General features: G+C 58.6%; 23 protein-coding genes and 1 pseudogene. 10 read left to right on the plus strand and 14 right to left on the minus strand.

Going from position 1 to position 24857, the window contains the following annotated elements; translation table 11 throughout:
- Nucleotides 1-159 precede the first annotated feature (159 nt).
- Both C453_RS00085 and C453_RS00090 read right to left on the minus strand, forming a co-directional pair.
- On the minus strand, nt 160-633 hold the full coding sequence (locus tag C453_RS00085; protein ID WP_008321924.1) for an HTH domain-containing protein: 474 nt from the start codon (nt 631-633) through the stop codon (nt 160-162).
- A gap of 159 nt (nt 634-792) precedes the next feature.
- Nucleotides 793-1398, minus strand: coding sequence for a MaoC family dehydratase (locus tag C453_RS00090; RefSeq protein ID WP_008321925.1), 606 nt, complete (start codon nt 1396-1398; stop codon nt 793-795).
- Nucleotides 1399-1635: 237 nt separating this feature from the next.
- On the opposite strand from C453_RS00090, the gene C453_RS00095 reads away from it, so the two are divergent.
- Genes C453_RS00095 through phaC form a run of 4 tightly spaced genes read left to right on the plus strand, consistent with a single transcriptional unit; the run spans nt 1636 to nt 4443 of the window.
- A complete protein-coding gene (locus C453_RS00095; protein ID WP_007542257.1) occupies nt 1636-1968 on the plus strand; it encodes an AbrB/MazE/SpoVT family DNA-binding domain-containing protein in 333 nt (110 codons plus the stop codon).
- Complete coding sequence (gene phaP, locus C453_RS00100) at nt 1961-2425, plus strand: PHA granule structural protein PhaP (protein ID WP_008321926.1); 465 nt, start codon at nt 1961-1963, stop codon at nt 2423-2425. The genes C453_RS00095 and phaP overlap by 8 nt, the downstream gene beginning before the upstream one ends.
- A gap of 45 nt (nt 2426-2470) precedes the next feature.
- On the plus strand, nt 2471-3019 hold the full coding sequence (locus C453_RS00105) for a poly(R)-hydroxyalkanoic acid synthase subunit PhaE (protein ID WP_008321927.1): 549 nt from the start codon (nt 2471-2473) through the stop codon (nt 3017-3019).
- Complete coding sequence (phaC, locus tag C453_RS00110; RefSeq protein ID WP_008321928.1) at nt 3016-4443, plus strand: class III poly(R)-hydroxyalkanoic acid synthase subunit PhaC; 1428 nt, start codon at nt 3016-3018, stop codon at nt 4441-4443. The genes C453_RS00105 and phaC overlap by 4 nt, the downstream gene beginning before the upstream one ends.
- A 25-nt stretch (nt 4444-4468) precedes the next feature.
- On the opposite strand, the gene C453_RS00115 is transcribed toward phaC, so the two are convergent.
- The gene (locus tag C453_RS00115) at nt 4469-4891 is read right to left on the minus strand and encodes a universal stress protein (RefSeq protein ID WP_008321929.1); all 423 of its coding nucleotides are present in this window, start codon (nt 4889-4891) and stop codon (nt 4469-4471) included.
- A gap of 848 nt (nt 4892-5739) precedes the next feature.
- On the opposite strand from C453_RS00115, the gene C453_RS00120 reads away from it, so the two are divergent.
- The 3 genes from C453_RS00120 to C453_RS00130 are packed head-to-tail and all read left to right on the plus strand — an operon-like array spanning nt 5740 to nt 9963.
- Nucleotides 5740-7110, plus strand: a complete 1371-nt coding sequence (locus C453_RS00120) for a diaminobutyrate--2-oxoglutarate transaminase (RefSeq protein ID WP_008321930.1) — start codon at nt 5740-5742, stop codon at nt 7108-7110.
- Nucleotides 7107-8663, plus strand: coding sequence for a pyridoxal phosphate-dependent decarboxylase family protein (locus C453_RS00125; RefSeq protein ID WP_008321931.1), 1557 nt, complete (start codon nt 7107-7109; stop codon nt 8661-8663). Before C453_RS00120 ends, C453_RS00125 begins: the two co-directional genes overlap by 4 nt.
- A 37-nt stretch (nt 8664-8700) precedes the next feature.
- The gene (locus C453_RS00130) at nt 8701-9963 is read left to right on the plus strand and encodes an MFS transporter (RefSeq protein ID WP_008321932.1); all 1263 of its coding nucleotides are present in this window, start codon (nt 8701-8703) and stop codon (nt 9961-9963) included.
- Nucleotides 9964-10082: 119 nt separating this feature from the next.
- On the opposite strand, the gene bioD is transcribed toward C453_RS00130, so the two are convergent.
- The 4 genes from bioD to bioB form a co-directional block, all read right to left on the minus strand.
- Nucleotides 10083-10802: a dethiobiotin synthase gene (gene bioD, locus C453_RS00135; RefSeq protein WP_008321933.1), complete on the minus strand. Its 720-nt coding sequence runs from the start codon at nt 10800-10802 to the stop codon at nt 10083-10085.
- Nucleotides 10799-12112, minus strand: a complete 1314-nt coding sequence (locus C453_RS00140) for an aminotransferase class I/II-fold pyridoxal phosphate-dependent enzyme (RefSeq protein WP_008321935.1) — start codon at nt 12110-12112, stop codon at nt 10799-10801. Before C453_RS00140 ends, bioD begins: the two co-directional genes overlap by 4 nt.
- 10 nt (nt 12113-12122) lie before the next feature.
- Entirely contained in the window at nt 12123-13151 is a 1029-nt protein-coding gene (locus C453_RS00145; RefSeq protein WP_008321936.1) for a Gfo/Idh/MocA family oxidoreductase, read from the minus strand.
- 69 nt (nt 13152-13220) lie between these two features.
- Complete coding sequence (gene bioB, locus C453_RS00150) at nt 13221-14336, minus strand: biotin synthase BioB (RefSeq protein ID WP_008321937.1); 1116 nt, start codon at nt 14334-14336, stop codon at nt 13221-13223.
- Between the two features lie 160 nt (nt 14337-14496).
- On the opposite strand from bioB, the gene C453_RS00155 reads away from it, so the two are divergent.
- Entirely contained in the window at nt 14497-15015 is a 519-nt protein-coding gene (locus C453_RS00155; protein WP_008321938.1) for a hypothetical protein, read from the plus strand.
- On the opposite strand, the gene C453_RS00160 is transcribed toward C453_RS00155, so the two are convergent.
- The 6 genes from C453_RS00160 to C453_RS00185 form a co-directional block, all read right to left on the minus strand.
- Complete coding sequence (locus tag C453_RS00160; protein WP_008321939.1) at nt 15016-15828, minus strand: hypothetical protein; 813 nt, start codon at nt 15826-15828, stop codon at nt 15016-15018.
- Nucleotides 15825-16922, minus strand: a complete 1098-nt coding sequence (locus tag C453_RS00165; RefSeq protein ID WP_008321940.1) for a PQQ-binding-like beta-propeller repeat protein — start codon at nt 16920-16922, stop codon at nt 15825-15827. The genes C453_RS00160 and C453_RS00165 overlap by 4 nt, the downstream gene beginning before the upstream one ends.
- A 176-nt stretch (nt 16923-17098) precedes the next feature.
- On the minus strand, nt 17099-17509 hold the full coding sequence (locus tag C453_RS00170) for a hypothetical protein (protein WP_241430631.1): 411 nt from the start codon (nt 17507-17509) through the stop codon (nt 17099-17101).
- Nucleotides 17510-17635: 126 nt separating this feature from the next.
- The gene (locus C453_RS20275) at nt 17636-18148 is read right to left on the minus strand and encodes a hypothetical protein (protein WP_008321942.1); all 513 of its coding nucleotides are present in this window, start codon (nt 18146-18148) and stop codon (nt 17636-17638) included.
- Nucleotides 18148-19005 carry a ParA family protein gene (locus tag C453_RS00180; RefSeq protein WP_008321943.1) on the minus strand — a complete coding sequence of 286 codons (858 nt, stop codon included), beginning with the start codon at nt 19003-19005 and terminating at the stop codon, nt 18148-18150. Before C453_RS00180 ends, C453_RS20275 begins: the two co-directional genes overlap by 1 nt.
- A 682-nt stretch (nt 19006-19687) precedes the next feature.
- Nucleotides 19688-21667, minus strand: coding sequence for an alpha/beta hydrolase family protein (locus tag C453_RS00185; protein ID WP_008321944.1), 1980 nt, complete (start codon nt 21665-21667; stop codon nt 19688-19690).
- 1187 nt (nt 21668-22854) lie between these two features.
- Between C453_RS00185 and C453_RS19720 the strand changes: the two are divergent.
- Nucleotides 22855-23007: pseudogene (locus C453_RS19720) on the plus strand (IS6 family transposase); the annotation flags it as partial.
- A 67-nt stretch (nt 23008-23074) separates the two neighbouring features.
- Entirely contained in the window at nt 23075-24049 is a 975-nt protein-coding gene (locus tag C453_RS00195; RefSeq protein WP_008321946.1) for a hypothetical protein, read from the plus strand.
- A gap of 15 nt (nt 24050-24064) precedes the next feature.
- On the opposite strand, the gene C453_RS00200 is transcribed toward C453_RS00195, so the two are convergent.
- Nucleotides 24065-24409: a hypothetical protein gene (locus C453_RS00200; RefSeq protein WP_008321947.1), complete on the minus strand. Its 345-nt coding sequence runs from the start codon at nt 24407-24409 to the stop codon at nt 24065-24067.
- Nucleotides 24410-24857: the final 448 nt, after the last annotated feature.

A 24857-nucleotide genomic window follows, 5' to 3' on the forward strand; every position in this document is an offset into this window, starting at 1 on the left:
ACTGTTAACTCGCCGTCATTGCATATAGTAATTTCTCCGGGTAAATTGATGATACTTAGCCGTTTGACTATGTTTCTCAATTAAATGTGTGGGGTGTGCACAGATAACACGACCAAGCGTGAAGGATTGGCTCAGAACGTGTCGAAAATTCACTCGTCTCTAAGCTGGCAGAGTAGAGATTCGCTGTTCGCTCTCGAAGGTTTCGAGGTACTCGACGGCCGAACAGTCCCGACCTCCGGTGTGGCAGGGGTACACGCTGGCCACCTGGTCACCGTCGTAGACGGCGATACAGATAGTGGGCAACGAGACGACTTTGTACTGTTCATCGGCGAACGAGGACTCGATAGTTCGCTCCTTGAATGTCGCTTCGAGCGAGATGTCGTGTTCTCTTGCCCACTCTTTGAACGCCTTGACGTAGCCGAGCAGTTCGCCTCCGTACCCTGTGTTCGTGAGGGGTCCGTCGGCGCGTAGTTCACGGCCCCACACGTGGACGTCGTAGTCGGCGATTCGACCTGCGGCGTCGAGCTCTGCAAGCTTCTCGACTGCTGCCTCTTTCGTACGCTCCACGCCAACCTCCGCGTCGGCGCGGAGGAACAACTTCACGTGCTTTGCTTCGTCTGTGTTCGTGGTCATATCGAGTTTTACCAGTCGAGGTGCTGGGGTTGTCACTACGTTGAACTTCGCAAAAACTCTTTGCACGCTCACATTTTCCGGAGAGTCCACGTACTCGACTTAGAGTGAGTATCTCCGACCGTGGCCTGCAGAGTGGATAACCTCCAGCCGCAGGCCTGGTTACTCGTCTCCGTCTGGGGTCGGGTCGACGAGCACGACTGCTTCGCCATCGATGACGGCCTCTTCGTCTTCGTTCGTCACTGCCGTCGACAGGCGGAAGCGGTTCGTGTCCAGAACCTCGACGACTTCGACCTCGGCAGTGAGTCGCTCTCCAATCTCGACGGGACTCAGGAACCGGGTGTCTTGGGACAGATAGACGACGACACCGGGGAGACGGGCGAGGGCCGCGCTGATGAGGCCTGAGACGAGGGTCCCGTGGGCGATACGGCCCTTGAACCGCGTTTCCGATGCGAACGAATCGTCCAGGTGGAGTCGGTTCGTATCGCCGCTCGCTCTTGCAAACGAGTGAACGTCCTCTTCGCTGATGGTCTTGGAAAACGTGACGACGTCTCCCGTCTGAATATCCTCGGGGCTTTCGACGGTTCTCGTGTCTGTCCAGTCCTGTTCGTCGTACGCGACGGACTTGACGTTCGGTTTCGTCTGCTTCGTCTCGCTTCGGCTACCATTGTTGAATCCGAGGGCGGCGAGCGTCGCGCGGTTTGCTTCGAGGACGCTGTTTGCCAGATGGTCCGAGGCGCGAAGCCACGATTTCGTCAGCTGTTGCATTCCAGCCGATGGGGAAGGCGTTGTTCTGTCTGGGGTGGTGTTCTCGCGGGGCATGCTCTACGGTCGTTTCTGCGGTCAGCACCCACTCAACTTAGTCACTTCGGTGTGTTCACACCCACCAACGAGTGAATTTAATGACACGTCGAGACATTCGGAGCCATCTGATACCATCTGTTGCCATCAAATGGTATCTATGGGAATCTATTTGTTGTCTCGGCCACAACAGGCTGATAGGAGATGACGAACGACGCAAACGATGCGAGTTGGCCGCCAGCGCTTTTCGCATCACAGATGCAGAAAGCCAGCGAAGAGTTCACCCAGCAGCAACTCCAACTGTTCGAAGAGTTATTGACGGCAGGTTCGGGCATGTCGGACGGTTCCCCGATGGGTGACTTCCCCGACCTCGGGTCGATGAGCCTGCAGACGGCAGTGTTCAAGACGCGCGTGCAAAGCGGGGGCCGAATCAGTATCCCCGACGCAGAGCGCGACGCCCTCGACATCGAGGAAGGAGACCTGGTCCAAGCGTTCGTCGTCCCAATCAAACAACCACGTGGTGATTCAAATGAGTGAGCAAGCAAATCCGTTCGCACAGTTCTTCCAGATGCAGCGCCGTTCGATCGAACAAACGCAGCGAAGCATGCATCAGAGCATCGAGTTCCAAAAACAGCTATCCCGGATGATGGTCGACGGCATGAAAGCACAACAGTCGGTCAACCGGAAAGGAACCGACTTCGCCCGGACCGCCTTCAAGTCGTATCTCGACATGATGGACTCGGCCATGCCAGGGGAATCCCACATGTACGCGGACATGAAGGGGATGATGGACGATCAGTTCGACAACATCGACGAGATGACCGCCGAGACTTGGGAGGTCATGGAAGAAGGATTCGAGGAGAACGCAGACGCCATGGACGAGTTCATGGACAACTCTGTCGAGTACCTCGACGAGGCGACTGACGTTTACCTCGAAGGCCTGCACGAGGCAGAGGAGACTTCGGCACAGGTCACGCCAGCCACCTCAGAGTAATTCGCTGAGGAACTATTTTACCCCGGCCGAAAGTACATCATAACAATGTCAAAACAATCTGGTGATGAGTGGACGATGTATGCAGAAGAGATGAACGAGACGATGATTGCGGCACTCGAACGCAACCTCGAGGCCCAAACACAGTTCGTCGAGTCGTGGCTTGACGTGCTCGACGAGACGCCTGAGGTGTCTTCAGAGCAGTTGAACGAAGGCCTCGATGGCTACTCCCGTGCGTACGAAGTGTGGATGGAGGCCGCTGAGCAGCAGTTCGAACGGGCGAGTGACGCGTTCGAGGGCGAAGACGTCTCTCTCAACGAGTTCCGTAATATCTGGCTGAACTCGGCGAACGATGCGTTCAAAGAAGTGATGGGGACCTCGGCGTTCGCCGCCGCAACTGGACAGACCGTCGAGGACGTCCTCGAAATGCAACAAGAGGTCGACGAGGCTGCACAATCGACGTTACGAACCCTCGGGTTCGCCACGGAAGACGACATCGACGAAGTCGCGAAACGTCTCGTCGAACTCGAACGTCGTCAGCACGCCGTCGAGACGAAACTCGACCGAATCCTCGATGCGATGGACGTGGAGGAATGACACCAGTGACATTCGCGTTGGACCTGCAGCGACGCCAGTGGGAGGAGGCCGCGAAACTCATCGATAGGACGGCCTCTGCCTCCGAGAGCACCGAAACGATGTCTCAGGTCGAAGTCGGACAAACCCCGAGTGAGGTCGTCTACGAGGAGAACAAACTCGAACTCCTCCACTACGAGTCGCAGACCGAGACACAACACGACGTGCCGATTCTCATCGTGTACGCGCTCATCAACCGACCGTACATCCTCGACCTCCAGCCTGACCGAAGCGTCGTTCGGACGCTTCTCGAACAGGGGTTCGACGTCTACCTCATCGACTGGGGTGAGCCGTCGCCACTCGACAGACATCTCACGCTCGACGACTACGTCTCGCGGTACATCGACAACTGCGTCGATGTCGTTCGCGAGCGCTCTGGACAGGACTCCATCAACCTCCTCGGATACTGTATGGGCGGCACGATGAGCGTGATGTACGCGTCGCTGTTCCCCGAGAAGGTTCAGAACCTCGGGCTGATGGCTGCAGGGCTCGTCTTCGACGACACGGGTGGTGTCCTCGAACGCTGGGGTGACGAGGAGTACTACTCACCGTCGGCCGTCACTGGCGCGTTCGGCAACGTTCCCTCGGAGTTCCTCGACGTCGGATTCGCGCTGATGGATCCCGTCGAAAACTTCGTCACCAAGTACGTCCGGTTCTTCGAAAACGTGGAAAACGAGTCCTTCGTGGAGAACTTCTCTCGGATGGAGCGCTGGCTCGGAGACGGTATCGACGTCGCGGGCGCGACGTATACGCAGTTCTTGGAGGACGTCTACCAGGGTAACAAACTCGCCAACAACGAACTCGAACTGGATGGAAAGCACATCGACCTCTCACGACTCGAGATGCCCATCCTTCAGATTGTAGGTGAGTACGACCACCTCATTCCCCCGGAGGCGAGCAAACCCTTCAACGACCTCGTTCCGAGCGAGGACACAGACATCATCGAAGGAGCGACTGGACACATCGGCCTCTCTGTCTCGTCGCGGTCCCACAGAGACTTGTGGCCGGCCGTGAGCGACTGGTTCGCCGAACGCTCGGTGCCAATCCACTCGCAGGAACCGGAGCCGAAGGCTGAAGACGAACCCGGGACTGCCGACAAGCCACACGAAGAGACAGCCGACTCGGCGGGTGAGTCACACGAGGATGGAACTGATTCCCCGGACGGACAGCACGAGTCGCAGGGAGATGAGTCGAACGGCGCTCACGCAGGCGGACTCGAATCCATCGACGGTGTTGGGCCGACGTATGCAGAACGGCTCGCCGACGCGGGAGTACCGACTGTGGCTGCATTGGCTGCGGCCGACCCCTCGGAGATTGCAGACGCTATCGACGTGCCGGTTTCGCGCGTGACCGCTTGGGTCAAGCAGGCGTCAGATAGAGCGAACTGAACTGAACGGTTCTCGGTAGCACCGCTCAGATTGGGTGGACCGGAACTTTTGCCGACCGAACCACGCGGTCTGTACAGCTCCCGATGTGCGGAAGCTCGAAATCCGAGTGGCCGTGTTTTCCCATCACGATGAGGTCGATTCCCTGTTCTTCCACGTATTTGAGGATGGTCTCGTGTGGGAGCCCCCGCTTGCAGACAGTGATCGTTTCGAGTCCCAGTTCTTTGGCTTTCTCTTCGACTGTCTCGAGTATCTCTTCACCGTGGTCTTCGACCTGCTCGAAGAACAACTCGTCACTCGAGAGTGCTGGCGTATCGCCGTACGTTCGCCGGTCGACGACGTAGAGTGCGTGAACAGTCGCGCCGTACTTCTGTGCGATATCGAGTCCGTACTCGACACCGCGCATGGACCCATCGCTCCCGTCGATGGGGATGAGGATGTGGTTGTACATCACACTCACCCATTCACCAGCTTGGATAATCAAGTTTTAGTCCGTTGACGTGATATTCCGGCTACTACGGATTCCGTTGGCAGACGGGGAGGGTTCGTAAACAAACGGAGGTTGTGTTGTTAGTAGTTGGTAATTACCATTTACACATGTATGACTGTAATGAGTCCATTTGAGCTATTTGTACAACTAGAACAATATTGGTGGCTATTTACTATCTATAGAACTCTATATCGGTCTCCCTCTTGAGTCGTCTCCCTCGAAAATAGAACCCCACTCCAGGCAGGAAATATCAAGGAAAATATAGTAGATGGCTGTCCTGTATTGGTTCCAAAATTGGGTCTGAATGTCTGATTATGGACTATTATCTCTATGTGTACTCTGATTCAATTTATGTATCTGATATCAATAATGCGACTAGATGCGAATTTTTCAGTGACTCGCTCGAAATTTAGTTGATTTTCCTCACTGTTTTCTCTTTGTGATTCTGTATCTGCTTGTGCATCATATTGTCACATGTGGTGAGGGGATTCCCTCATCTGGCGCTAGTTACTGGCGAATTGTCTCTCGTTTTCTCCCACTCGTCGCAGCACATTCCACCCGTTCCAACCCCCTCCATCCCATCTCATCCCGCCCTGTCCAATTCCACCCACCGCACCCCCCCACCATGGCTTCGGGCACCGCTTTCTGCCGACAACTCTAATGGTTGTAGGGGGAATGCACAAATACCTTTAGGCCGACCTAAAATCGAAACGCATTACACTGGTTTAGGCTAGCCTAAAACATATGCAGCAACAATTGGCAGGCCTCACAGTTCGTACGAATCACGGCGACACCGTGGGTGAGAACTGATGAAGTACGTGGACGCATCGGACGACAGCCTCCTGGGCCAACAAGCAGTCCGGGAGTCGAACGCGCGGACGTACCCGCGTCACCTCCCACTCGCCATCGACGAGGCTCGTGGTATCACGGTCACCGACATGGACGGGAACCAGTATCTCGACTGCCTCGCAGGTGCTGGCACACTCGCGCTCGGCCACAACCACCCCGTGGTCACAGACGCAATCGAGCGAGTGCTTTCGGAGACACGCCCGCTCCACACACTCGACATCACGTCGCCGGTCAAGGAGGCGTTCGTCGACGAACTCTTCGACAGTCTTCCGGCCGAGTTCGCCAACAACGCGAAGATTCAATTCTGTAGTCCCGCCGGTACTGACGCCGTCGAAGCGGCGATGAAGCTGACGAAGACAGCAACCGGAAACCGGAGTATGCTCGCGTTCCAGGGCGGGTATCACGGTATGACAAACGGGGCGCTCAGCCTCATGGGCGACACCGGTCCCAAAGAGTCCGTTCCGGGACTCATGAGCGATGTGCATCATCTGCCGTATCCGTACGCATACCGATGCCCGTTCGGTATCGGTGGCGACGAGTCACACCGCGTCTCCAGCGAATACGTCGAACGCTTGCTAGACAACCCGTCGTCTGGTATCGTCGACCCCGCGGGGATGATTCTCGAACTCGTCCAAGGTGAGGGTGGTGCGGTTCCTGCCCCCGACGAGTGGGCGAGAGAGATTCGCCGCATCACCCGCGAGCGTGACATCCCGCTCATCGTGGACGAGATTCAGACTGGGCTCGGACGCACAGGCGAGTTGTTCGCCTTCGAGCACGCGGATATCGTCCCCGACGTTGTCACCCTCTCGAAGGCTGTCGGCGGCGGCCTCCCGCTGTCTGTCGTCCTCTACCGAGAGGACCTCGACGTCTGGGAGCCCGGTGCGCACGCCGGAACCTTCCGCGGGAATCAGGTTGCGATGGCTGCTGGCCGGGCGACAATCGAACACGTCGTCGAAAACAACTTGCACACCCATGCGGCGAACATGGGAGCACGACTGCGTGACCATCTTGAGGACCTCGACGGCGACTACGAGGTCGTCGGCGACGTCCGCGGGCGCGGGCTCATGCTCGGCGTCGAGTTCGTCGACCCGACTGGCGAGCCCGATTCCTTAGGTCACTACCCGGCGAATACAGAGCTCGCAAAGCGGGTTCGAGAGGAGTGCTTCGACCGCGGCCTTATCATCGAACTCGGTGGCCGACACAGCTGTACGGCTCGGTTCCTCCCACCGCTCATCGTCAACAAGACCGACATCGACGAGATTGCCGACCGATTCCACGAGGCAGTCCGCGCTGCGGTCGAGGCTCGAAAGCCACTTCAGGGGGCAGCATGAGCCACGAGTCGCTCGATGCCCCGCCCGAGTCCCGCCCCACTTCCGACGCGGAGTCTGTCGATTCGCTCTTCCTCGGGAGCGAGGTCGGAGCCGAGTCTTACCGTGATGCAATCGAGCAGTCTATCGACATTGTCGCCAAGGCGTTCGGCGAAGCCGACTCGCCGTACACGGGTGCGAGCCCGGAAGCCGTCGAAGCGCAACTGGCTTCGTTCGACTGCCTCCCCGAGGAGGGCGCTGGACTCGACGAGACACTGGACCACGTCTCCGAGGAGATTCTCGCGGAGACAATTCGAGTTGCGCACCCGGCATGCGGTGCACACCTCCACTGCCCGCCGGTGATCCCAGGACTCGCGGCCGAGGTGTTGCTGACGGCTGCGAATCAGTCGCTCGACTCGTGGGACCAAAGCGGTGCGGCGACCATCCTCGAACAGCGGATGGTAGAGACGCTGGCTGAGACGTTCGGATACGACGACGAAGCCGACGGCGTCTTCACTAGCGGCGGCACGCAGTCGAACTTCATGGGGCTGCTCTTGGCCCGCAACAAGGTGGCGGACGAGCGGTTCGACCACTGGGTGACCGAAGACGGACTGCCCCCGGAGGCCGACCGGCTGCGGATTCTCTGCTCGGCAGACGCCCACTTCACGGCCAAACAGTCGGCGGCGCAGTTGGGTCTCGGCGAGAACGCTGTCGTGTCTATCGAGACCGACGACGAACACCGCATGTCGGTCGACGCGCTCGACGAGACACTCGACACACTGGACGACCAAGACCTCGTTCCCTTCGCGCTTGTCGGCACTGCTGGAACGACTGATTTCGGTAGCATCGACCCACTTCCGAAACTCGCCGCTCGCGCGCACGAACACGACCTGTGGTTCCACGTCGACGCCGCCTACGGTGGTGCACTCGCGTTTAGCGACACTCACCACGAGAAACTAGCCGCTATCGAGTGTGCTGACTCCATCGCCGTCGACTTCCACAAGCTGTTCTATCAGCCGATTAGCTGTGGTGCGTTCCTCCTGCAGGACGGAACGAACTACCAGTACATCCAGCGACACGCGGCGTACCTCAACCCCGAATCGGACGACGAGGCAGGGGTGCCGAACCTCGTCTCGAAGTCGGTCCAGACGACCCGCCGGTTCGACGCCCTCAAACCCTACGTGACGTTCCGAACACTGGGTCGAAAGCGACTCGGGGAACTCGTCGACTCGACTCTCGAACTGGCCTCGGAGACCGCAGCGTATCTCCAAGATAGCGACCGATTCGCGTGTCTTCACACGCCGACACTGAATGCGGTCGTCTTCCGATACGTTCCCGAACACGTTCCGTCAGACACCGACACAGACCAGTACGTCGGCACACTCAACGAGCGCATTCGGGACACGCTCCTGAACGAGGGCCGTGCCGTCGTCGCTCGCACCGAGGTCGATGGCGTCGCGAGTCTGAAGTTCACCCTGCTCAATCCCCGGGCGACGTGGGCTGACGTCGAGTCGCTCCTCGACGATATCGAACGCATCGGCAGCGACCTCGAAGCGACGACTGAAGCGTCCCGATGAACACACTCGCCGAACGCACGCCTCTGTCCACCGACTGATGTCTCTGGAGTCCGGCGCGTCGTGGCGTTCGAGGCTCGTTACCGCTGTGGTCGAGCGGTGGGGTATCTCTCGGAGCCTCGCCATTCTGTCGGTCTCGCAGGCAGGGGCGTCGTTCGGCGCTGGGCTCATTATCCCGCTTTTGGCTCCGCTCGTCGCCGGTGTGGAGGCGCCGATGGTTCCCGCGACGGTCGCCGGGATTCGCGTCACCCAAGAGGTGCAGGTCGGCGTGTTCTTCGCCGTCTTCGGCGTCGTTCGCTCCGCGGTTCAACTGCCGATGGGGCACTTCTCGGACCGAATCGGTGCCAGAAAACCGTTCGTCGAGGCGGGGTTGCTCGTCACTGCCGGTGTCATCTACGCGTATGGCATCACCGGGTCACTCGGTGTGTTGCTGTCGGTCCGCGCACTCCACGGTGTCGCACTCGCGATTTCAACACCGGCGCTGATGGCGCTTCTCGAACGACTCACTGTCGGCGAGTCCCGCGGCAGCGCCATGGGTTTCTTCTCGTCGCTTCGAACCCTCGGCTGGGGGGTCGCACCAATCGTCGGCGGTGCAGTCGCCGACGTATACGGCCTTCAGGCCACCTTCTCCCTCGGTGCAGTGCTTATCGTGGCGATGGTCGTGGTGATTCGGGTCGGCATCCCCGACGTTTCGACGGCAGTCGACGAGCCTGACGAAGACACGGCGGACGTCGACTCGGGGCGCATCTTCTCCTCGTGGTCGCAGGCGCGGTCGTTCTGCGGGCTCGTCGTCGCCGTTATCACCGTCATGATTGGCGTCTCTGCGGTCATCTCGATGGAGATGCCGATTTTGGAACGAATCGGCGGGTCGAAAGCGAGTTTCGGACTCGTCTTCGCGATTACCACGATTACCCGCCTCGTCGTGCAGATTCCGGTCGGTCGCGCGACTGACCGCTTCGGCCGGATGGTGTTCATCGCGGCCGGACTGTTTCTTAGCGCACCACTCGTCGCACTGATGGGCTTCGCCCAGACGCTCTGGGGATTCGTGGCGTTGCGTGCACTGCTCGGTGTCGCGCTCGCCGGTGTCATCGCTCCAGTCTACGCACTCGCCGCGGACCTGGCCGACGCCGGTCGAACCGGCCTCCAGATGGGGTTCGTAACAACCGCTTTCAGCATTGGATTCGCGGTCGGTCCCGTCGTTACCGGCATCCTCTCGACAGTCGGCTTCGCCGTTCCGTTTGTCGTGACTGGTGGTGCGACCGCCGTTGCTGGGGTCTGTGTGGTCGTTTTGGTCGATGGCTGACGAGTGGTTGACTGCCAGTAGCAGATGTGGTGTACCGCATCGGATGGGCGTGAGGGATGGGTACCGTCAGAAAACCTCTCGACGTAGGTGTCTGCGCTATGAGTCCCTCGACGTACACCCTAGTCGTCAGTGAGGGATGCGCCGCCCGAGACGACACGTTCGGGAAACACGTCCGGCGGGAGATGTTCTCGAACGCCTGTGACCACAGCTGACGGCTCTGAAACGTCGAGCGGCGGCAGCGTGTGCACCGGGCAGTCGGTCATCTCGACGAGCACGTCGGGGTTGGTTCGCTCCGCAAGTGTCTCGCCTTCGTAGTGGTTCAGCACGATTGCTGACACCGTAATCCCCCGATTCCGCAGCGCTGAGACGGACAGTGCGGTGTGATTCAGCGTTCCCAGCCCCGACCGAGCCACGAGCACTGCTGGAATGCCCAAGTCGGCGACTAAATCAATCACTTCGCGGCCGTCGGCCAGCGGGACTCGTAACCCGCCGACACCTTCCAACACCCCGAGATTCGATTCGGCGAGCAGCGAGCGGGCTTCGTCCCGAATCGTCTCGTATTCGAGCGTTTCGTCCGCAACGTCGGCGGCGACGGCGGGAGCCAATGCTGGCCCGAGTCGTCGTGGACACGTCGCTGCGCTGTCGTCTCCACAGACGTCAGCGACGAACGCCGCGTCGTCGTCCGGTGGGTAGCCCGACTGAACCGGCTTCACACCGCGTGCGTCGGACCCTAACTCACGCAACCAGCCGACGAGACCTGCCGTAACGAACGTCTTGCCGACGTTCGTATCTGTCCCGACGACGGCGAAGGCGTCGTCTAGCGTCTCAGATTCTGTCATAGTAGACCACGCTCCAGTCCCGCGGTTTCGAAGGCGTCGAGACAGCGGTCGAGTTCGGCTGTCGTGTGGGTCGCCATCGGTGCGATGCGGATGCGACTCGTCCCCTCGGGAACGGTGGGCGGGCGAATTGCGGGAGCGACGATGCCGCAGTCTCGAATGCGGTCTGCGAGGGCGACTGCGTCATCGCGGCTGCCGACCAGCACCGGAAGAATCTGCGTCTCGCCCAGTACGTCGTACCCAAGCGACGTGAGGCCGTCGCGGAGGTACTCGACGTTGTCCCATAACTGCTCGCGACGGTCGCCTTCACGGGCGATTCGGAGGGCTTCGCGGGCAGCACCGACCGCGGGCGGTGCCAGACCGGTCGAGAAGACGAACGACCGCGCGGCGTTCACCACGTGTTCGATGAGACTCTCGCTTCCGGCGATGTAGCCGCCCTGACTGGCGAGTGCTTTCGAGAGCGTCCCCATCTGAACCTGCACGCGGTCAGCCAGTCCGTCGCGTTGGACGATTCCGCCGCCGTCGTAGAGACCGGTCGCGTGGGCCTCGTCGACCATGACCCACGCCCCAAACCGTTCGGCTACGTCGCAAATCTCGGCGAGCGGTGCCACGTCGCCGTCCATGCTGAACACCGAGTCGGTAACGACGAGCCACGATTCGTCGGTGTCACGCTGCTCGTCGGCATCACGCTGTTCGTCGGCGTCGGGCTGGACATCGGCGCCACACTGTTCGTCGCCGTCGCCGACAATGCCGCGAGCGGCCATCTCCTCGGCAAGCGAATTTGGGTCACAGTGGTCGTAGACGACTGTCTCGGCCCCGGAGAGCCGACAGCCATCGATGATACTCGCGTGATTCAGTTCGTCGGAGAATACCACGTCGGGGGCGAGTGCGGTGATGGTTCCGACGTTCGCTGCGTACCCCGACGAAAAGAGCAGGGCACGTTCAGTCCCTTTCGCGTCGGCGATATCACGCTCTAACGCGCGGTGAAGTCTTGTATCTCCGGTGACGAGCCGACTCGCCCCAGCGCCGGTCCCCACCGACTCGGCTGCCTCCTGTGCAGCGCAAACGACGCGGTCGTCCTGCGCCAGTCCGAGGTAGTTGTTCGCCGCGAAGACGAGTCGTTCGTCGCCGTAGTCGGGCCGGTTGCCGCGTGGGTCTGGTGCCATCCGCGCTCGCGCCGCGACGCAGTCTGCCGGTTGGAGGTCGCGGTCGAGGTTTCGGTCCCGTTGCTCGGCGAGGCGCGCAGCGGGGTCGAACCCGTGGTCGAGACCGCCGCCTTCGACGCCAGTGTCCGGGTCCGCCTGTTCGGTCATCGTGGACCCATCAGAACTGCGGCAGCAACTCTGCCGGGCCGAAGACACCGTACTCTCCCGCGCGGTTTCGTCGGACGGCCGACTTCAGGTAGCCCAGTGCCGGGCCGTTGACGTTAGCTTCCATGCTGGTGTTGTCGTCCAGTTGGAAGGTGTTGGTCCCGCGTTCACCGTCGAAGGTCGTCCCGGTCACGCGAACAGTCGTCGTCGTGGGCTTTTCGTCCGAAGTCACGTCGAGGATGCCGCCGACGGTGACGTCTTCGGCATCGCAGATGCCAGCGCGCTCCAGCAGCACGTCGTCAGCGTGTTCCATATCGTTGAACTCGATGACGCCGTCGTGTTCGTCGATGACTTCAGCAATCTCCTCGTCGCTCATCTCGCGGGCGTCGTTGATGTCGTACTCGGGGAGGTGGGCGATGTCCTCGCGGACTGTGCCGCGGTTGTCCTCGTAGCCCGATTTCAGGCCGACGCCCCACCAGATTTCGACCTCGTCGACTTCGACGAACGACTGCGCCGCGAGTGCCGCCGCTCCCGTGAGGAAGCCGGGTGTTGCACCCGCTCCGCAGACGAACGTGATTCCAGATTCTTCGAACGTCTCGGTGCGCTCGTCGAGCATCCCGATGACGCGAGAGCGCTTGAGCACGTCCACGAGGACGCCCGAGTAGCCCGCGTCGACGAAGCGGTCGGCGACCCGCGGAATGAAGTCGTGTTCGAAGTTCGGCAGCGCAATCAGTACGGCGTCGATGTCGTCGCTCTCTGCGATGATGTCGTCGATGGGCGTGTCGGTCGAAACGGCCTGCGTCGAGGCCGCGACACCTTTCATCTCTCCCGTTTCCTTGACCGCCGACGCGCCGCCGTCGGAGGCGATGTTCCCTTCTGTTGCCGAGAGGAGTTCGTCCACGTCCAGTCCGTCGTGGTCGACTGCGACGCCGTGGCGGTCACACGCCGCGACTGGTGTCAGCCCGTCTTTGTGTTTCGAGACTTCGAGCGTCCGTCGGCCGATACCACCCGTTCCGAGTACTGCGAATGTAACGTCGTTCATCGTCGTGTCGTCCGTTGGTCGTCAGTTAGTCGTCCGTTGGTCGTCCGTCGATGCGTGTTCGTCTACTCTTCAGTCGTCGAGTTCGGCGTCACCGCTGGCGGTCGCTGATTCGGCTGCGCCATCGGCCACACTCTTCGAGCGGGATTTGACCGCTTCGGGGTCGAACTCGTTTGCCTCCATATTGGGTCGGAGTCCCGCTCGCTCGACAATCTCGATGTCGTCACCGGGTGACTGCCCCTCGGTCGTGAGGTAGTCGCCAGTGAGGATGCCGTCTGCCCCTGCTTCGAACGGCAGGTGCTGTTCGTCTTTGTCGAGGTTGACCTCACGGCCGCCGGTCAACCGAACGCGAACGTCCGGGAGTAAGAGTCGGTAGACCGCAATCGTCTTGATAATCTCCTCGGTCGTGATGTCGGCGGCGTCTCCGAGTTTGTCGCCGAGTTCCGTTCGAGCGACTGGGTTCAGGATGTTCACCGGGAGCGAGGAGATGCCGATGTCGCGCAGGGCGAGCACCGCGTCCACCCGGTCGGTCGGGGCTTCGCCCATGCCGAGAATGACCCCAGCACAGAGGTCCATGCCCGCCGCTTTTGCGCGTTCGAGCGTCTTCACGCGGTCTTCGAATCGGTGCGTCGAGACGATTTCCGGAAAGTACCGGGGTGACGTTTCGATGTTGTGATTGTAGTGGTTGATGCCTTCGTCGGCGAGAATCTCGGCTTCTTCTTCCGTCAGGATGCCGAGACTCGCGTCGATTTCGACGTCGGTCTCGTCGCGGACGAGCCTGATTGCTCGCAACACGTCGGCCCACTCGTCTGGGCGTTTTTCCTTACTCACGCCCTTCTCGGCGACCACGACACCGAATCGCTGCGCGCCGTCTCGTTCCGCGCGCTTCGCCGCGTCGAGAATCTCCTCCGGGTCGAGAAAGCCGTAGGTTTCGATGCCGGTGTCGAAGTGGACCGATTGCGCACAGAATCCGCAGTCCTCCGCGCAGTTGCCCGCCTTCGCGTTCACGATACTGCAGGCGTCGACCGTGTCATCTCCGAAGTGTGCTCGCACCGCGTCGGCGGCTGGTGCGAGGTCTTCGACTGGTTGTGCGATGAGTGCTAACGCCTCTGTCCGGTCGATTTGGTCCCCGTCGAGAACCTTGGCGACCGACTCGTCGACCGTCTGATTACCAGTCTCGTAAACCACGCTAGGCAACGGAGTTTACGACAAGATAATAATTTCGGTGAATCTTCACATCGTCCCAGATCGTGGAGGTCGTGAATCGACCGGACACCGGCCTCCTTAGACCCCACCCGTTCTCGATAGATGCCGGGTTTATTTTCCCATCGCCTTCCTCACACCATCTATGGTCTCTCGCCGAACGACGTTCCTCCTCGTCGGTCTGGTTTTCCTCAGCGGCGTCTCTGTAGTCGCGAGCGAAGCTATCGACTCACCACCGGCGTTCACGATTTCGAACGAAGACAACACGACCCACCGGGTGACTGCGTACACCGTAGAGAGTACGCAAGCCGCACTCCTGATGAACTTCGAAGTCACCACACGAGATGGCGAACGTCGTCTTGCGACGCTCTCGCAGTTGATCTGGCCCGATAGATACCGGAACGTGACATTGGCCGACGACGGGATTCCAACGCAGCGTATCACGGTCGAACCCGGCGACGAAGTGACGACGACTATCGAGGCCTGGGAGCCCGGCAACGTCACGGTGTACATCGTCGAGGACCTCGGCGACAACGAGACGCATACGATGACCGAAATCAAAACCTGCACCGAGCGAGAACAAGAACACAGGCTGACGCTCGAACCGAAAGGCGCGAGTGGGTCTTCGGTCTGTGCGTCCAGTCTGGATTGGCTGCTTCAGTAGTCAGCCGTTTCTCTCGGCGGCGTTCTCCATCCGGGTTTGGCGCACCACGACGGCCAGCGAAATGGCGTGAACTGGTCCGACCACCACCGTACTCAGAAGCCCGCCTGCGACCGGTATCTGTGCGAGTGCCCACGATGCCAGGCCAAACAGAGTCAGCAGCCAGAACAACGTCACGCGAATCCCACTCGACGCTCGGACACTCTTCCAGAGTGCCGTCTTGACTCGGTTGTCCGCAGCCAGAAATCCGGGAACGAGGAAGATCCGAACGAGGACGAGCACGAAGATGAGAAACAACAGTGCCCCGAATACGAGGCTCTCCACGTCGATACTCGGAGAGCCGAGCATCCAGGGGAGAATCGTCACTGCCGACATCCCGCCGAGGTATCTGGCGAGCGAACTGCGGCACCGCTCGACGTCGAGTGCGCGAGTAATCGTCAGCCAGCCAGCGACTCCGGCTGCAACTACCACGAGGAGTTCGAGTGTTGCGGCGCCGACCAAATACGGGAGTCGGAGGTCGACGAACGCGGCGACACGTCTGGCTGTTCTGGCAGTCCCCATCGGAAACACGGAATATTGGACGCTGAACGTTTGACTGAGTCCATCCGACGCCGACGCTGGAATCGGGTCACGCATGCGAACCCAGTCGGCGAAGGCGACGAAGAGACCCACAACCATGAACGGGACGACGAGCCCTGGGTCTCGACTGACGTGCCTTTTCACCGATTTGAGTATGACTGGGGTCGACAGCCATCGCTTGGATGCTGTGGTCGTTGGTTCGGTGTCGGCCGCGCCGTGTTCTCGTTCGTTCGTCATTTTGCTTCCTCCAGTGCGATGACGCGCTCGCGGTTCACTGCATAGAGAACGCCGTCGCCGACGACGGGCGCAGAGAGCGGGACCTGTGGGGGTTGAAACTCGAACCGCTTGTCACCTGTTTCGGCGTCGAAAGCGACGAGCGAATAGCCCTCTTTGACTGCATACACGACACCGTCGGCGACGACTGGTGCCGTCGCTCCACCGAATGGCGCGGTCCACAGCGTCTCTCCCGTTTCGAGGTCCAGTGCGTGTAGCGACTCCCGTTCATCGGTGACGAAGATTGTTCCGTCGGCCACCGCCGATGCACTTTCGGTCGCGTTCGCATCTAGCGTACGTTTCCACAGTGTCGTCCCATCGTTGGGGTCTAGTAGCCAAACTACTCCACGGGAGGGGACGACGAGGCCCGCTTCGGTCGCAATTGGCGGCAAGAGTAACTGCTCGTCGACGTCGCGTTGCCAGTGTTTCTCTCCAGAATCTGTGTGGAGCGCGGTCACGCCATTGGGCCAGTTCGTGACGTAGGCGAATCCGTCTTTCACGGCGGGCCTGTTGAAGTCGGCACTGGCCGTGTCGTCTTCGAGTATCGTCGTTCGCCACCGAATCTTCCCGTCGTCTGGGTCGAGTGCGGCGATGTCGTTCTCGCCCGGAATCGGTGTGTAGATTGCCCCGTCGGCGACGACCGGTGCCACCGGGTCTGCTGGACTAAAGAAGAACCGTCCAGTCTCGTATCGTTGGTTCCACCGTTCGACCCCGAATTGGGTCTCTGTGAGTGGTAACCCGAAACCACCGGAAGCGTTCAGGCCGAACACTCCGGCCGAGGACCCGACTGCCAGCGTGTCGGTGTTGTAGACCGATGACTGAGAACGAGCTGGCGGCGACTGATAGGGACCGGGATGGCCGAATTTTTTGGCTCCTGTCTCGGCATCGAGTGCGAGCAGTCCCTCTCCAACGGCGTAGAGTGTATCGTCCAGCAGAATCGGAGACTCTGTTCCGCGAAACCAGCCTGTCGAGTCGTGCGACCACGCAACCTTCACACCGTCTTTTGGCCCGCTTGCTGCGGGATTGTACCCGGTTCCTTCAGGGTCGTACCGGTCCATCGGCCAGTCGTATTCGGTTGCGGAAGTAGACCTCGAGTCGCTGGCGGCGACCGTACTCGCCAGTGACCCAGTCGCGGCGAGTCCGGTTAGTTTGAGAAATCGGCGTCTGGAGGGGACCATCTACTCCATCTTCTGGTTTGTTCACATAATTAGTGTCGATACGTGAGGAGTTGCTCTTAGCTTCTGTTGAGTGCCCCCTCGGGGACCGGACGCACCACTCCGAATACGAAGCGATAGCCGAGGAACCCGAGATACATGCCGATGAACCCGGCGTAGTAGAATCCCACGAGTGCCGAATTCAGAACGAGCGGAAGACAGACCGTTGCAATCCCAATTGCGGTGAACAAGACAGTCTGCAGCGGATTGTTCCGTAGGTAGTCTCGGACATCGTAGAACCGAGACGGGAAGGCTTGGTGCTCAGATAGGTATTGGAACCACCCACAGCCGCCAGCGACGAGGCCGGTAATCAGTACATGCACGACCGAAATGTCGAACGGTACGTCGAAGAAGATGAACTGATTGAGTATCCACACGCCGGACGCCCCCAAGAGAAAGTCACGCAGGAGAACTCTTCGTGCGTCGTCCATCGATAGTGTGAGGTACTCACGGGACTGTTTCATATCTTGTTTTCGGGACATGTGTCGCCGAGAGGGACGGATCTGTCTGGCTCTGCCTGCTGTGAGTACCGAACAAAGTACGAGCAGTCGGCTCCGCTAGGCGGTCTCGAGGTCGTAACCCCACTCCCGAAGTATCTCGGCGATTAACTCTGGATTCCGCTGGGCGACCACCATCGCGGCTTCACGGTAATCGGATTTGTACACGTTCTCCCCGAGGAGTTCTTCGAGCGTATCCTGGAGCTCTGCTTCCCCATCGATAACCTCCTCACGGAGGAAGTACGGAACCTGCTCGCGTCCCTCGTTTACCTTGTTGCGCCGAAGTTTGTACGGAATCGAGTCCATCGTCGGTCGCTGGGACTTCGATTGCGACTCTGATTCTGACTCTGACTCTGAGTTTGACTTTGTCTCGGACTCTGAACCCGACTCCACGGCGTCCGTCTCAGCGGTGTGTGCCTCAGTGGTCTGAGTCTCAGTAGGACTTGCCGATGAGTTGTCGGTCTCTGTCTCTTCGTCCACCGACCGTGCAGACTCTTGTTCCGTCTCCGCAGGTTGTGTTTCTTCGTCCGTATCGTCGAGACCGGCGTCTCGGGACCCTGATTTGAGTCCCATTAGGCAGTCACCTCGGGGGCTTCGAGACCGGCCTCGCGTTCGAGATGCCGGGCGAGTTCGTCGAACTGGTCGAGCGTTTCGAGTTCGTAGTCGCGCTTCCGGTCGCGATGTTCCTCGACGTACGTGTAGGGGGTACACTGTTGTTTCCAGCACCCTTCCATCAGCGACCCGCGCTCGCCGACGACGACCGGAACTGGGAAGCCGCTTTCGCGGAGTTCACTGAGAATCTCCCGCTGGTCGCGCGTATCTTTGTATCCGATTGGCAGGACAGACAGGACGCCCACGTCGACGTTGATGCTCTGTTCCAGTCCGTCGACGAGGTCGTCGAGTCCCTCGATGGACTCCTGTCCTTTTGCCGTCGCTTCGAACGGGATGACCACGTTCCGTACTGCGACGAGCGCGTTGTAGAGAATCGGACCTGCCTTCCCGGCGGAGTCGACGATGACGACGTCGTACTCGTCGCGGACGTTCGCCTCCCGGAGGACGCGATGGAGCTGGTGGTACATGCTGTAGGACTCTCCGAAGTTCTCGGCCTGCTGTTTCTCGTTGAGCAGGAACTCGTGGAGGTCTTCGAGCATGTTGTGGGAGGGTATGAGGTCGATACCGCCTTCGACCTCGATAGCGAGGTCGTGGAAGTCTCCCTTCGGTCGGCCGACGAGATGCCGAACGAGGTTGTCGACGTTCGGGTCTCCGCGGTCGTAGTCGGGACCGAAGAAGTAGGTGAGGCTCCCGTTTTGCGTGTCCATGTCGATTACGAGCACGTCGTGTCCGGCGCGGGCGTGGCTCGCCGCGAGCGTCGCCGCGGTCGTCGTCTTCCCGACGCCTCCTGCCTCCGAAACCGGCGCGTACGTGAGCATTTGCGCATTAGTTGGAGACCATGAATATAAATCTAGGTCAGACAACGTAGCGATGACATCTGGCTATTGTATGTAGCTATATGGTATAGCTATAGTTTGTAACTATAGTTTCTGGCTACAGCATGTGCTCAAACATAGTGGATATATCGTGTGGCGATTGTGGACAGATACAGCCTGTACCTGCAACCTTTGGGAGATACTGCTGTGGAGCAGCACCGTTCGTGACCCCAACTATCGGTACCCACGCCCACCATAGTTGAGAAACTCATCTGCAAACTATGGGTGTGAGATGTAAGTTTAGGGTGTAGTTGTGGGGTCTGGGTTCTCAGTATAGTTGTAGGGTATAGTTATGAGATATAGCTATGAATTGCAGGTATGTGGTGTGGTTGTTGGCTGTGGTTATGACTTCTGAGTATGAATTATGGCTGTGGTTCTCTCAGATGCGTGCACCTCCCGGAGACGATCGGAGCCTCTATGCCCTCGATTTTAGTTGAGGGACCTGTCGGAACTGGTAATCACGGCGCTCCGCCGGTGCAACAGTATAGTGGGTACTGCCGTAGATTGTAGCTAGGTTTGGATTATACAATATGACTTCTTGATATAGCTGTTCACTATAGCTATACAGTATAGGTGTACTGTATAGCTGTGTCGAATATATTTCGAGTACGACCCCGTCGTGCCGTCACGCTGTCTCGACAGGCACACCCCGTTCGTCGAGGGCGGCGACGACGTGTGGAACGTCGCACACTCCGACCACGTCGAACACGGTGAGTTGTGAGTGAAACGGGACATCCGACTCGGTTACCATCTCGACGAAACTCGGGCCGAGGTTCCGAAGCTCTACGCTCCCGATGTTCTTTGCGACGGCTGCAGTGTACAGTGCGTGATACGCGCCGATTCCCTCCCCCACGAGAGAAACCGTTCCCGCGTCGGTCTCGCCGCGGAGGAACGCAACCGCACGAAGCACGTCGTACACACGCATCCCGAGAAGCGACGTTTCCAGTTGCAGTGCATCGTACGCGAATTTGAACTCGGTTCCGTAGATTCCGTGTTCGTCTTCGACCCACGCTGGAATCTCAATCGGGCGGTTCCGAACTGCACCGACACCGCGCGGGTCGAAGACGAACACGGACCCATACTGCGTGGCGAGCGATTCGACTTCGCCCGCCCGTTCGGGGAGTGCTTCGGTCCCCGCTTCGAACAGGACGATTGCGGGTGACTCGGCAGTCTGGTCTGGGTCTGAAACCAACACGCCCGTCACGACGATGTCCGGGTCCCGTTCTGTCTTGAACCAGATGCGTTCGACATCGAGCCCGTTCCACTCGGAGTGGTCGACCGAGCGCGGAGCGAGTTCGCAGCCGTCGCGGTCGAGCGAGAACTTCTCGACCAGCGTCTCTCGCAGTTGCTGGGCGTCCCTCTCGTCACCGTCGGCAGCTGGCAGCGTGGTTGCGTCGGGGTGCGCCCGCGACACGTACGCGCGAATCAGGTCATCTATCGTTCGCTCGTCGTCGTACGCTCCTCGGACGCTTCCCTGTTGCGTACACTGTAGTCGTTCCCGGTCGAGAAGCGAGTGGTCGTCCTGTGGTTCGTACGGCCCGTTACCGAGGCGCTGGCACAGCCATTCGAACACGTCGTCTCCGAGTTCGTACACCGAGCAGTGTGTCGTGTCGGCGACGACCATCTCGACGTTTTCCTCGGCGTCGTACAGGTCGTAGCGACGCCGTGTGCGTTCGAACGCTTCTCTGACGCCTTCGATGGGGAAGTACTCGTCAGATGCTGCAGCACCGATGCAGACCGGTCGCGGTGCCATCGCCGAAAGGAAGTCGTCGTAGTTGATTCCCTGTGATATTGTACCGTAGAGTGCCTGCTCGGCGTCGATACGCTTCCCTGTCTTCAACCACTCTCGCCGCTCAGTCACTGCACAGCACGGAGCGGCAGCGGCGACTCGGTCGTCCAGAAGCGAGAGGTACAGCGTTTGAATACCGCCGCCCGAGGTGCCGGTAACGCCGATTCTGTCACTGTCTGTGTCGGTTCGTTGGTGGAGATAGTCGAGCCCACACCTCGCGTCGTGAATCATGTATCGCGCGAGGTTCGTGCCTGCGTAGAAGCATTTCTGACCAGCATAGCAGTGGGCGAACACGCCACCACCACCACTCACGATTGTCTCTCCAGTTTCGGGGTCGTGGTATTGCTCGCGCTCTCCTTGCGCGATGGGGTCGAAGATGAGAACGACGAACCCGTTCGAGGCTAGTTCGATGCAGGCTTTCTGATTGAGTGAATCCGTTTTCGGCGTGTCGATGTGCCCACAGCAAAAGAGAACCGCTGGGTGCGGTCCCTCGCCATCGGGAATGTAACAGTTTGCGGTCACGTGGAAGCTCGGCCGACTCTCGAAGACGACCGACTCGACCGAATACCCGTCTCGGTCGAGTCGTTCGACTGTCTCGACCGATGGGTTGTCCATTCGCTCGGGTAACCCGCCGATGTTCGACAGAAACGTCTCCCGGACCCACTCTCGGCGGTTTTCGAACTCACTCTGCGAGTCGATAGCCTGCTTTTCGGCACGTTCGGCTGCAAAGTGACTCGCAGCACGGTCCAACACGTACCGCGACAACTGGTCTCGAACGTCGACGTACCCGTCTACGCACTTGCCGAACCCATTCATCGGTATCTGTTGAGATATCAGTAATTTATTATCATTCTACTGGAGGGACGGTCTCGTTAATACTCCCCAACTGGTGTTCGTTTGTCGAGTGATTGATGCGGTGGCTGAAAGTTATAATAATGTATAATTTATACAAGATACTAGTGGGCACTTAGCTGACTTCCCACTCGTGAGTTGTGGAAACGGTCGACCCTCATTTGGACGTCTGGAACAACTTTTCAATCAGGTTTCGGTTTGTGTAATTGATCCGAACGTCCGACTCTAATCGGGCGATAAATGTCCAATAACTGGAGAAATCTGCCAAAAACTCAGCCTCTGAACAATCATGTTTCTCGGTGAGTCTATGGAGAAACGCAGCCGTCGGATCTGTTCTGTGAGGTTTGAACACTGTGACGTCGAGAATCATCTCTGAGTTGGTGTTTATTGCACTGTACAATCAAGACCAAACTCTCGTTGGTTTTGACAGTAGTTTTTGTTCACTGCGACCCGACTTGGCTGCGACGTCGGCGGATTTTAAATAATATTTGATAAATGATATCTTTACTGGACTATCCTTGATACGCCAGTTCGCCGGTTGAGTCTTTGACCGACGCTGGTACTGTTTTTTGACTGTCGAGTCGCTCCTCAACACATGACAGATACTCGTCGGACGACAGGCCTTGGGATACAGTTGCTCGGGGTACAGCTGACACTCTGTCGGCGGTCGACGCGGCTGCCGGGCCACTCATCCATGTCACCGAGAGCTCAGAAACACACTCGCCTTCATGTCTGAGACTATCGATATAGCTGTTCTCAAGACGGATCACCACGTTGCTGACTAGGTCGGGGACGCTGCTACCGAGGCGCGACGGTTCGAATTTCGGGGGCAGACGTACGAGTTGACGCGACAGTAATATGGAGAGATGTTCGACGAAGGGGCCGTGCACACTCTGGACTTCTGGTCGGGTGTGAGAGTACGGACTGTATTGGTACCGTGGTGGCTTGGATCGCTCCGGGGCAACTGATCTAGGTGGCTTCGAACGACACGCTGCAGATCCGTTCAGTCCTCGACAGTGTGTTCATAACAATTGATTAACAGTTACAACAGTACTCATGTAAATATTGTTTATTTTATACTTATAACCGTGACGACTGGGTTGGGCGGACTTCTCCTGTATGGGAGCGGTCGGGTTGACTCCGTTGAGTGAACCCGCACAATGCGTGGCGACCGCTTTCATATTGTGTGGGTGGGGAGTTAGGGAACCGTCCTCGAGTGGGTCATACAATTTGTGCACTACTATAATTTCCAGAGACCGTATCAATCGCTTGACGGACAAACGCCGGTTGCGGAGGCCACTCACGAGACAGTACCCGACCATATTATATGTATGTCAAAAAGACTTTACTGTGTGTTGAAGAGTTCCTCTCATGGTGAAGAGGAGAAAGGTTCTGACAGCTATTGGCGCATCAGTAACAGCTACTACCGTGACGGCTGCATTAGCGACTGCAACCGACGAAGACTCCACCACTGCTATCGCTGCGGCTGGCGCAACCAACGAACGTAAGTTGCCTGTAGAGGCGACTGGCGAAATGACCTATCGGTTCGAACCAAAGCCGGATTCTGATGACAAGTACCTTCGGAAACAGTCCTTTAGGAGCGAGGATCTCAAAGAACGGTACGGGGATCCCCTGTTCGAGTACGAACCGGCGATCGTCCCCGAAAGCCGCGTTCCAGAGGGCGAAGACAACGAAAAGATCTCGAAGAAGGTGGTCACTCAGACGCAGGTAATTGGGACTGTGGAGGAGAACATGAACGCCGAGAACGAGATCTGGCAGCAGAGGAAAGAGAGGCCCCAGATCCAAGACATTCCCAACTTGGACTCCAACGTGCCTGTGTACCACTACCAGAATGCGTCTGACGCGAGCGATATGCAGAATAGAGGGGCCCCACTGAACGTTGCTTGGGAAACCGAGGACTCCCAGACCATCAAAAACGACATGGAGAACGGACGCGGCGGCGGGAAATGGCTCCCGAGCCCACAAACGGCACCCTTCCGGGACCCTCGATATGTAAACCTCCCGGACGGCGGTACGAAGAGCACCGACAAGCACGTGATGCGGTTCATCCCAAATCTGATTTGCACGACGAGACAGTATCACATCCGGCTCTACGATGTCCCGTTCGAAGGGGTGGCCGCTATCGGTCAGGCCCACCGAGACCCTTGTGATCACGGCCTCCTACCGGGAGATACAGATTACCAGATCGACAAGGCGAGGGAGGCAGTCGATGGATTCTGGGCGGATGGCCACGACGAAATAAACGCGGAGACGACGTACGTTGGGAACACAAGCGAGGAATACTCTTCTCATGGAGGAACTTGGGCCTTCTACGACAGCACATAGACCTACCACTCCTCCCTATGGTCCAGTTCCGTAGAACGGGATCATGACCATTAACGTGGAGTACATCCAGATCGACACCAGTACGAACATCATCGCCCTCACCTTCGAGCGGGTTTTCAACAGAGAGACACCGCCACAGAGGAGAACGGCGAACTGTAGGCTGAAGTCGAGGTATGCAACCATCTTCCCTGTCGCGTCCGGTCGGAACTGTACATACGCACCAATAAGTATCGACGACAGTCCACAGGCGATGATCACGGGCAAAAGCTTTGACCCGCTTTCTGACCCATGTGCGACGAAGCCAGCGAACAGCAGGGCTGCGAACGCCTTCGATACTAGGACTACGGCGAATACAACCATAGAGTATTCCACGGCATGCCAAAATTCGGTCTCATTTCGTAAAAAACCACCTGTCGGATTTGGGTATTTCACCCTCGTTTAGGGGTCTGTTCGAAAAATATCCGTTTGCTCGGTCTATCGCTGTGAGCGATAGAGCCAATTCACTCACCGACCTGCTTGTTCCTCACACTAGCGTGACTAGACAGTTCCGGCTCTGTTGCGATCTTATTCTTCAGACACGAACTGGGAGTGAAACAGCCAGTCACTGAAGAGTGCGAACTTTCTGAACCCACGGCAGTCATCCGAATTTAAATTGATAGTAGTGTGAGAACCACTTGATAAGAAGAATATGTTACCTGAAATGGAAGAGTTAATCATGTTCGCTCTTCTGTAGGAGATTGTTGATAGAGTTCAGCTGCTGCTCTGAAATCGAAGAGGGCAAGGACACCGCGCTAGCGGTGTCCGACAC

The sequence above is a fragment of the Haloferax elongans ATCC BAA-1513 genome (genome assembly GCF_000336755.1).
GTDB classification, from domain to species: Archaea; Halobacteriota; Halobacteria; order Halobacteriales; family Haloferacaceae; genus Haloferax; species Haloferax elongans.

Excerpts from the sequence above, each read along its gene's own strand:
- phaP (WP_008321926.1), top strand. The coding sequence starts at position 1,961 with ATGAGTGAGCAAGCAAATCCGTTCGCACAGTTCTTCCAGATGCAGCGC.
- C453_RS00095 (WP_007542257.1), top strand. The coding sequence starts at position 1,636 with ATGACGAACGACGCAAACGATGCGAGTTGGCCGCCAGCGCTTTTCGCA.
- C453_RS00155 (WP_008321938.1), top strand. The coding sequence starts at position 14,497 with ATGGTCTCTCGCCGAACGACGTTCCTCCTCGTCGGTCTGGTTTTCCTC.
- C453_RS00140 (WP_008321935.1), bottom strand. The coding sequence starts at position 12,112 with ATGACCGAACAGGCGGACCCGGACACTGGCGTCGAAGGCGGCGGTCTC.
- C453_RS00130 (WP_008321932.1), top strand. The coding sequence starts at position 8,701 with ATGTCTCTGGAGTCCGGCGCGTCGTGGCGTTCGAGGCTCGTTACCGCT.
- C453_RS00200 (WP_008321947.1), bottom strand. The coding sequence starts at position 24,409 with ATGGTTGTATTCGCCGTAGTCCTAGTATCGAAGGCGTTCGCAGCCCTG.
- C453_RS00085 (WP_008321924.1), bottom strand. The coding sequence starts at position 633 with ATGACCACGAACACAGACGAAGCAAAGCACGTGAAGTTGTTCCTCCGC.
- C453_RS00120 (WP_008321930.1), top strand. The coding sequence starts at position 5,740 with ATGAAGTACGTGGACGCATCGGACGACAGCCTCCTGGGCCAACAAGCA.
- C453_RS00165 (WP_008321940.1), bottom strand. The coding sequence starts at position 16,922 with ATGGACCGGTACGACCCTGAAGGAACCGGGTACAATCCCGCAGCAAGC.
- C453_RS00105 (WP_008321927.1), top strand. The coding sequence starts at position 2,471 with ATGTCAAAACAATCTGGTGATGAGTGGACGATGTATGCAGAAGAGATG.
- C453_RS00115 (WP_008321929.1), bottom strand. The coding sequence starts at position 4,891 with ATGTACAACCACATCCTCATCCCCATCGACGGGAGCGATGGGTCCATG.
- C453_RS00160 (WP_008321939.1), bottom strand. The coding sequence starts at position 15,828 with ATGACGAACGAACGAGAACACGGCGCGGCCGACACCGAACCAACGACC.
- C453_RS00195 (WP_008321946.1), top strand. The coding sequence starts at position 23,075 with ATGGTGAAGAGGAGAAAGGTTCTGACAGCTATTGGCGCATCAGTAACA.
- C453_RS20275 (WP_008321942.1), bottom strand. The coding sequence starts at position 18,148 with ATGGGACTCAAATCAGGGTCCCGAGACGCCGGTCTCGACGATACGGAC.
- phaC (WP_008321928.1), top strand. The coding sequence starts at position 3,016 with ATGACACCAGTGACATTCGCGTTGGACCTGCAGCGACGCCAGTGGGAG.
- C453_RS00185 (WP_008321944.1), bottom strand. The coding sequence starts at position 21,667 with ATGAATGGGTTCGGCAAGTGCGTAGACGGGTACGTCGACGTTCGAGAC.
- C453_RS00180 (WP_008321943.1), bottom strand. The coding sequence starts at position 19,005 with ATGCTCACGTACGCGCCGGTTTCGGAGGCAGGAGGCGTCGGGAAGACG.
- C453_RS00145 (WP_008321936.1), bottom strand. The coding sequence starts at position 13,151 with ATGAACGACGTTACATTCGCAGTACTCGGAACGGGTGGTATCGGCCGA.
- bioD (WP_008321933.1), bottom strand. The coding sequence starts at position 10,802 with ATGACAGAATCTGAGACGCTAGACGACGCCTTCGCCGTCGTCGGGACA.
- C453_RS00170 (WP_241430631.1), bottom strand. The coding sequence starts at position 17,509 with ATGGACGACGCACGAAGAGTTCTCCTGCGTGACTTTCTCTTGGGGGCG.
- C453_RS00090 (WP_008321925.1), bottom strand. The coding sequence starts at position 1,398 with ATGCAACAGCTGACGAAATCGTGGCTTCGCGCCTCGGACCATCTGGCA.
- C453_RS00125 (WP_008321931.1), top strand. The coding sequence starts at position 7,107 with ATGAGCCACGAGTCGCTCGATGCCCCGCCCGAGTCCCGCCCCACTTCC.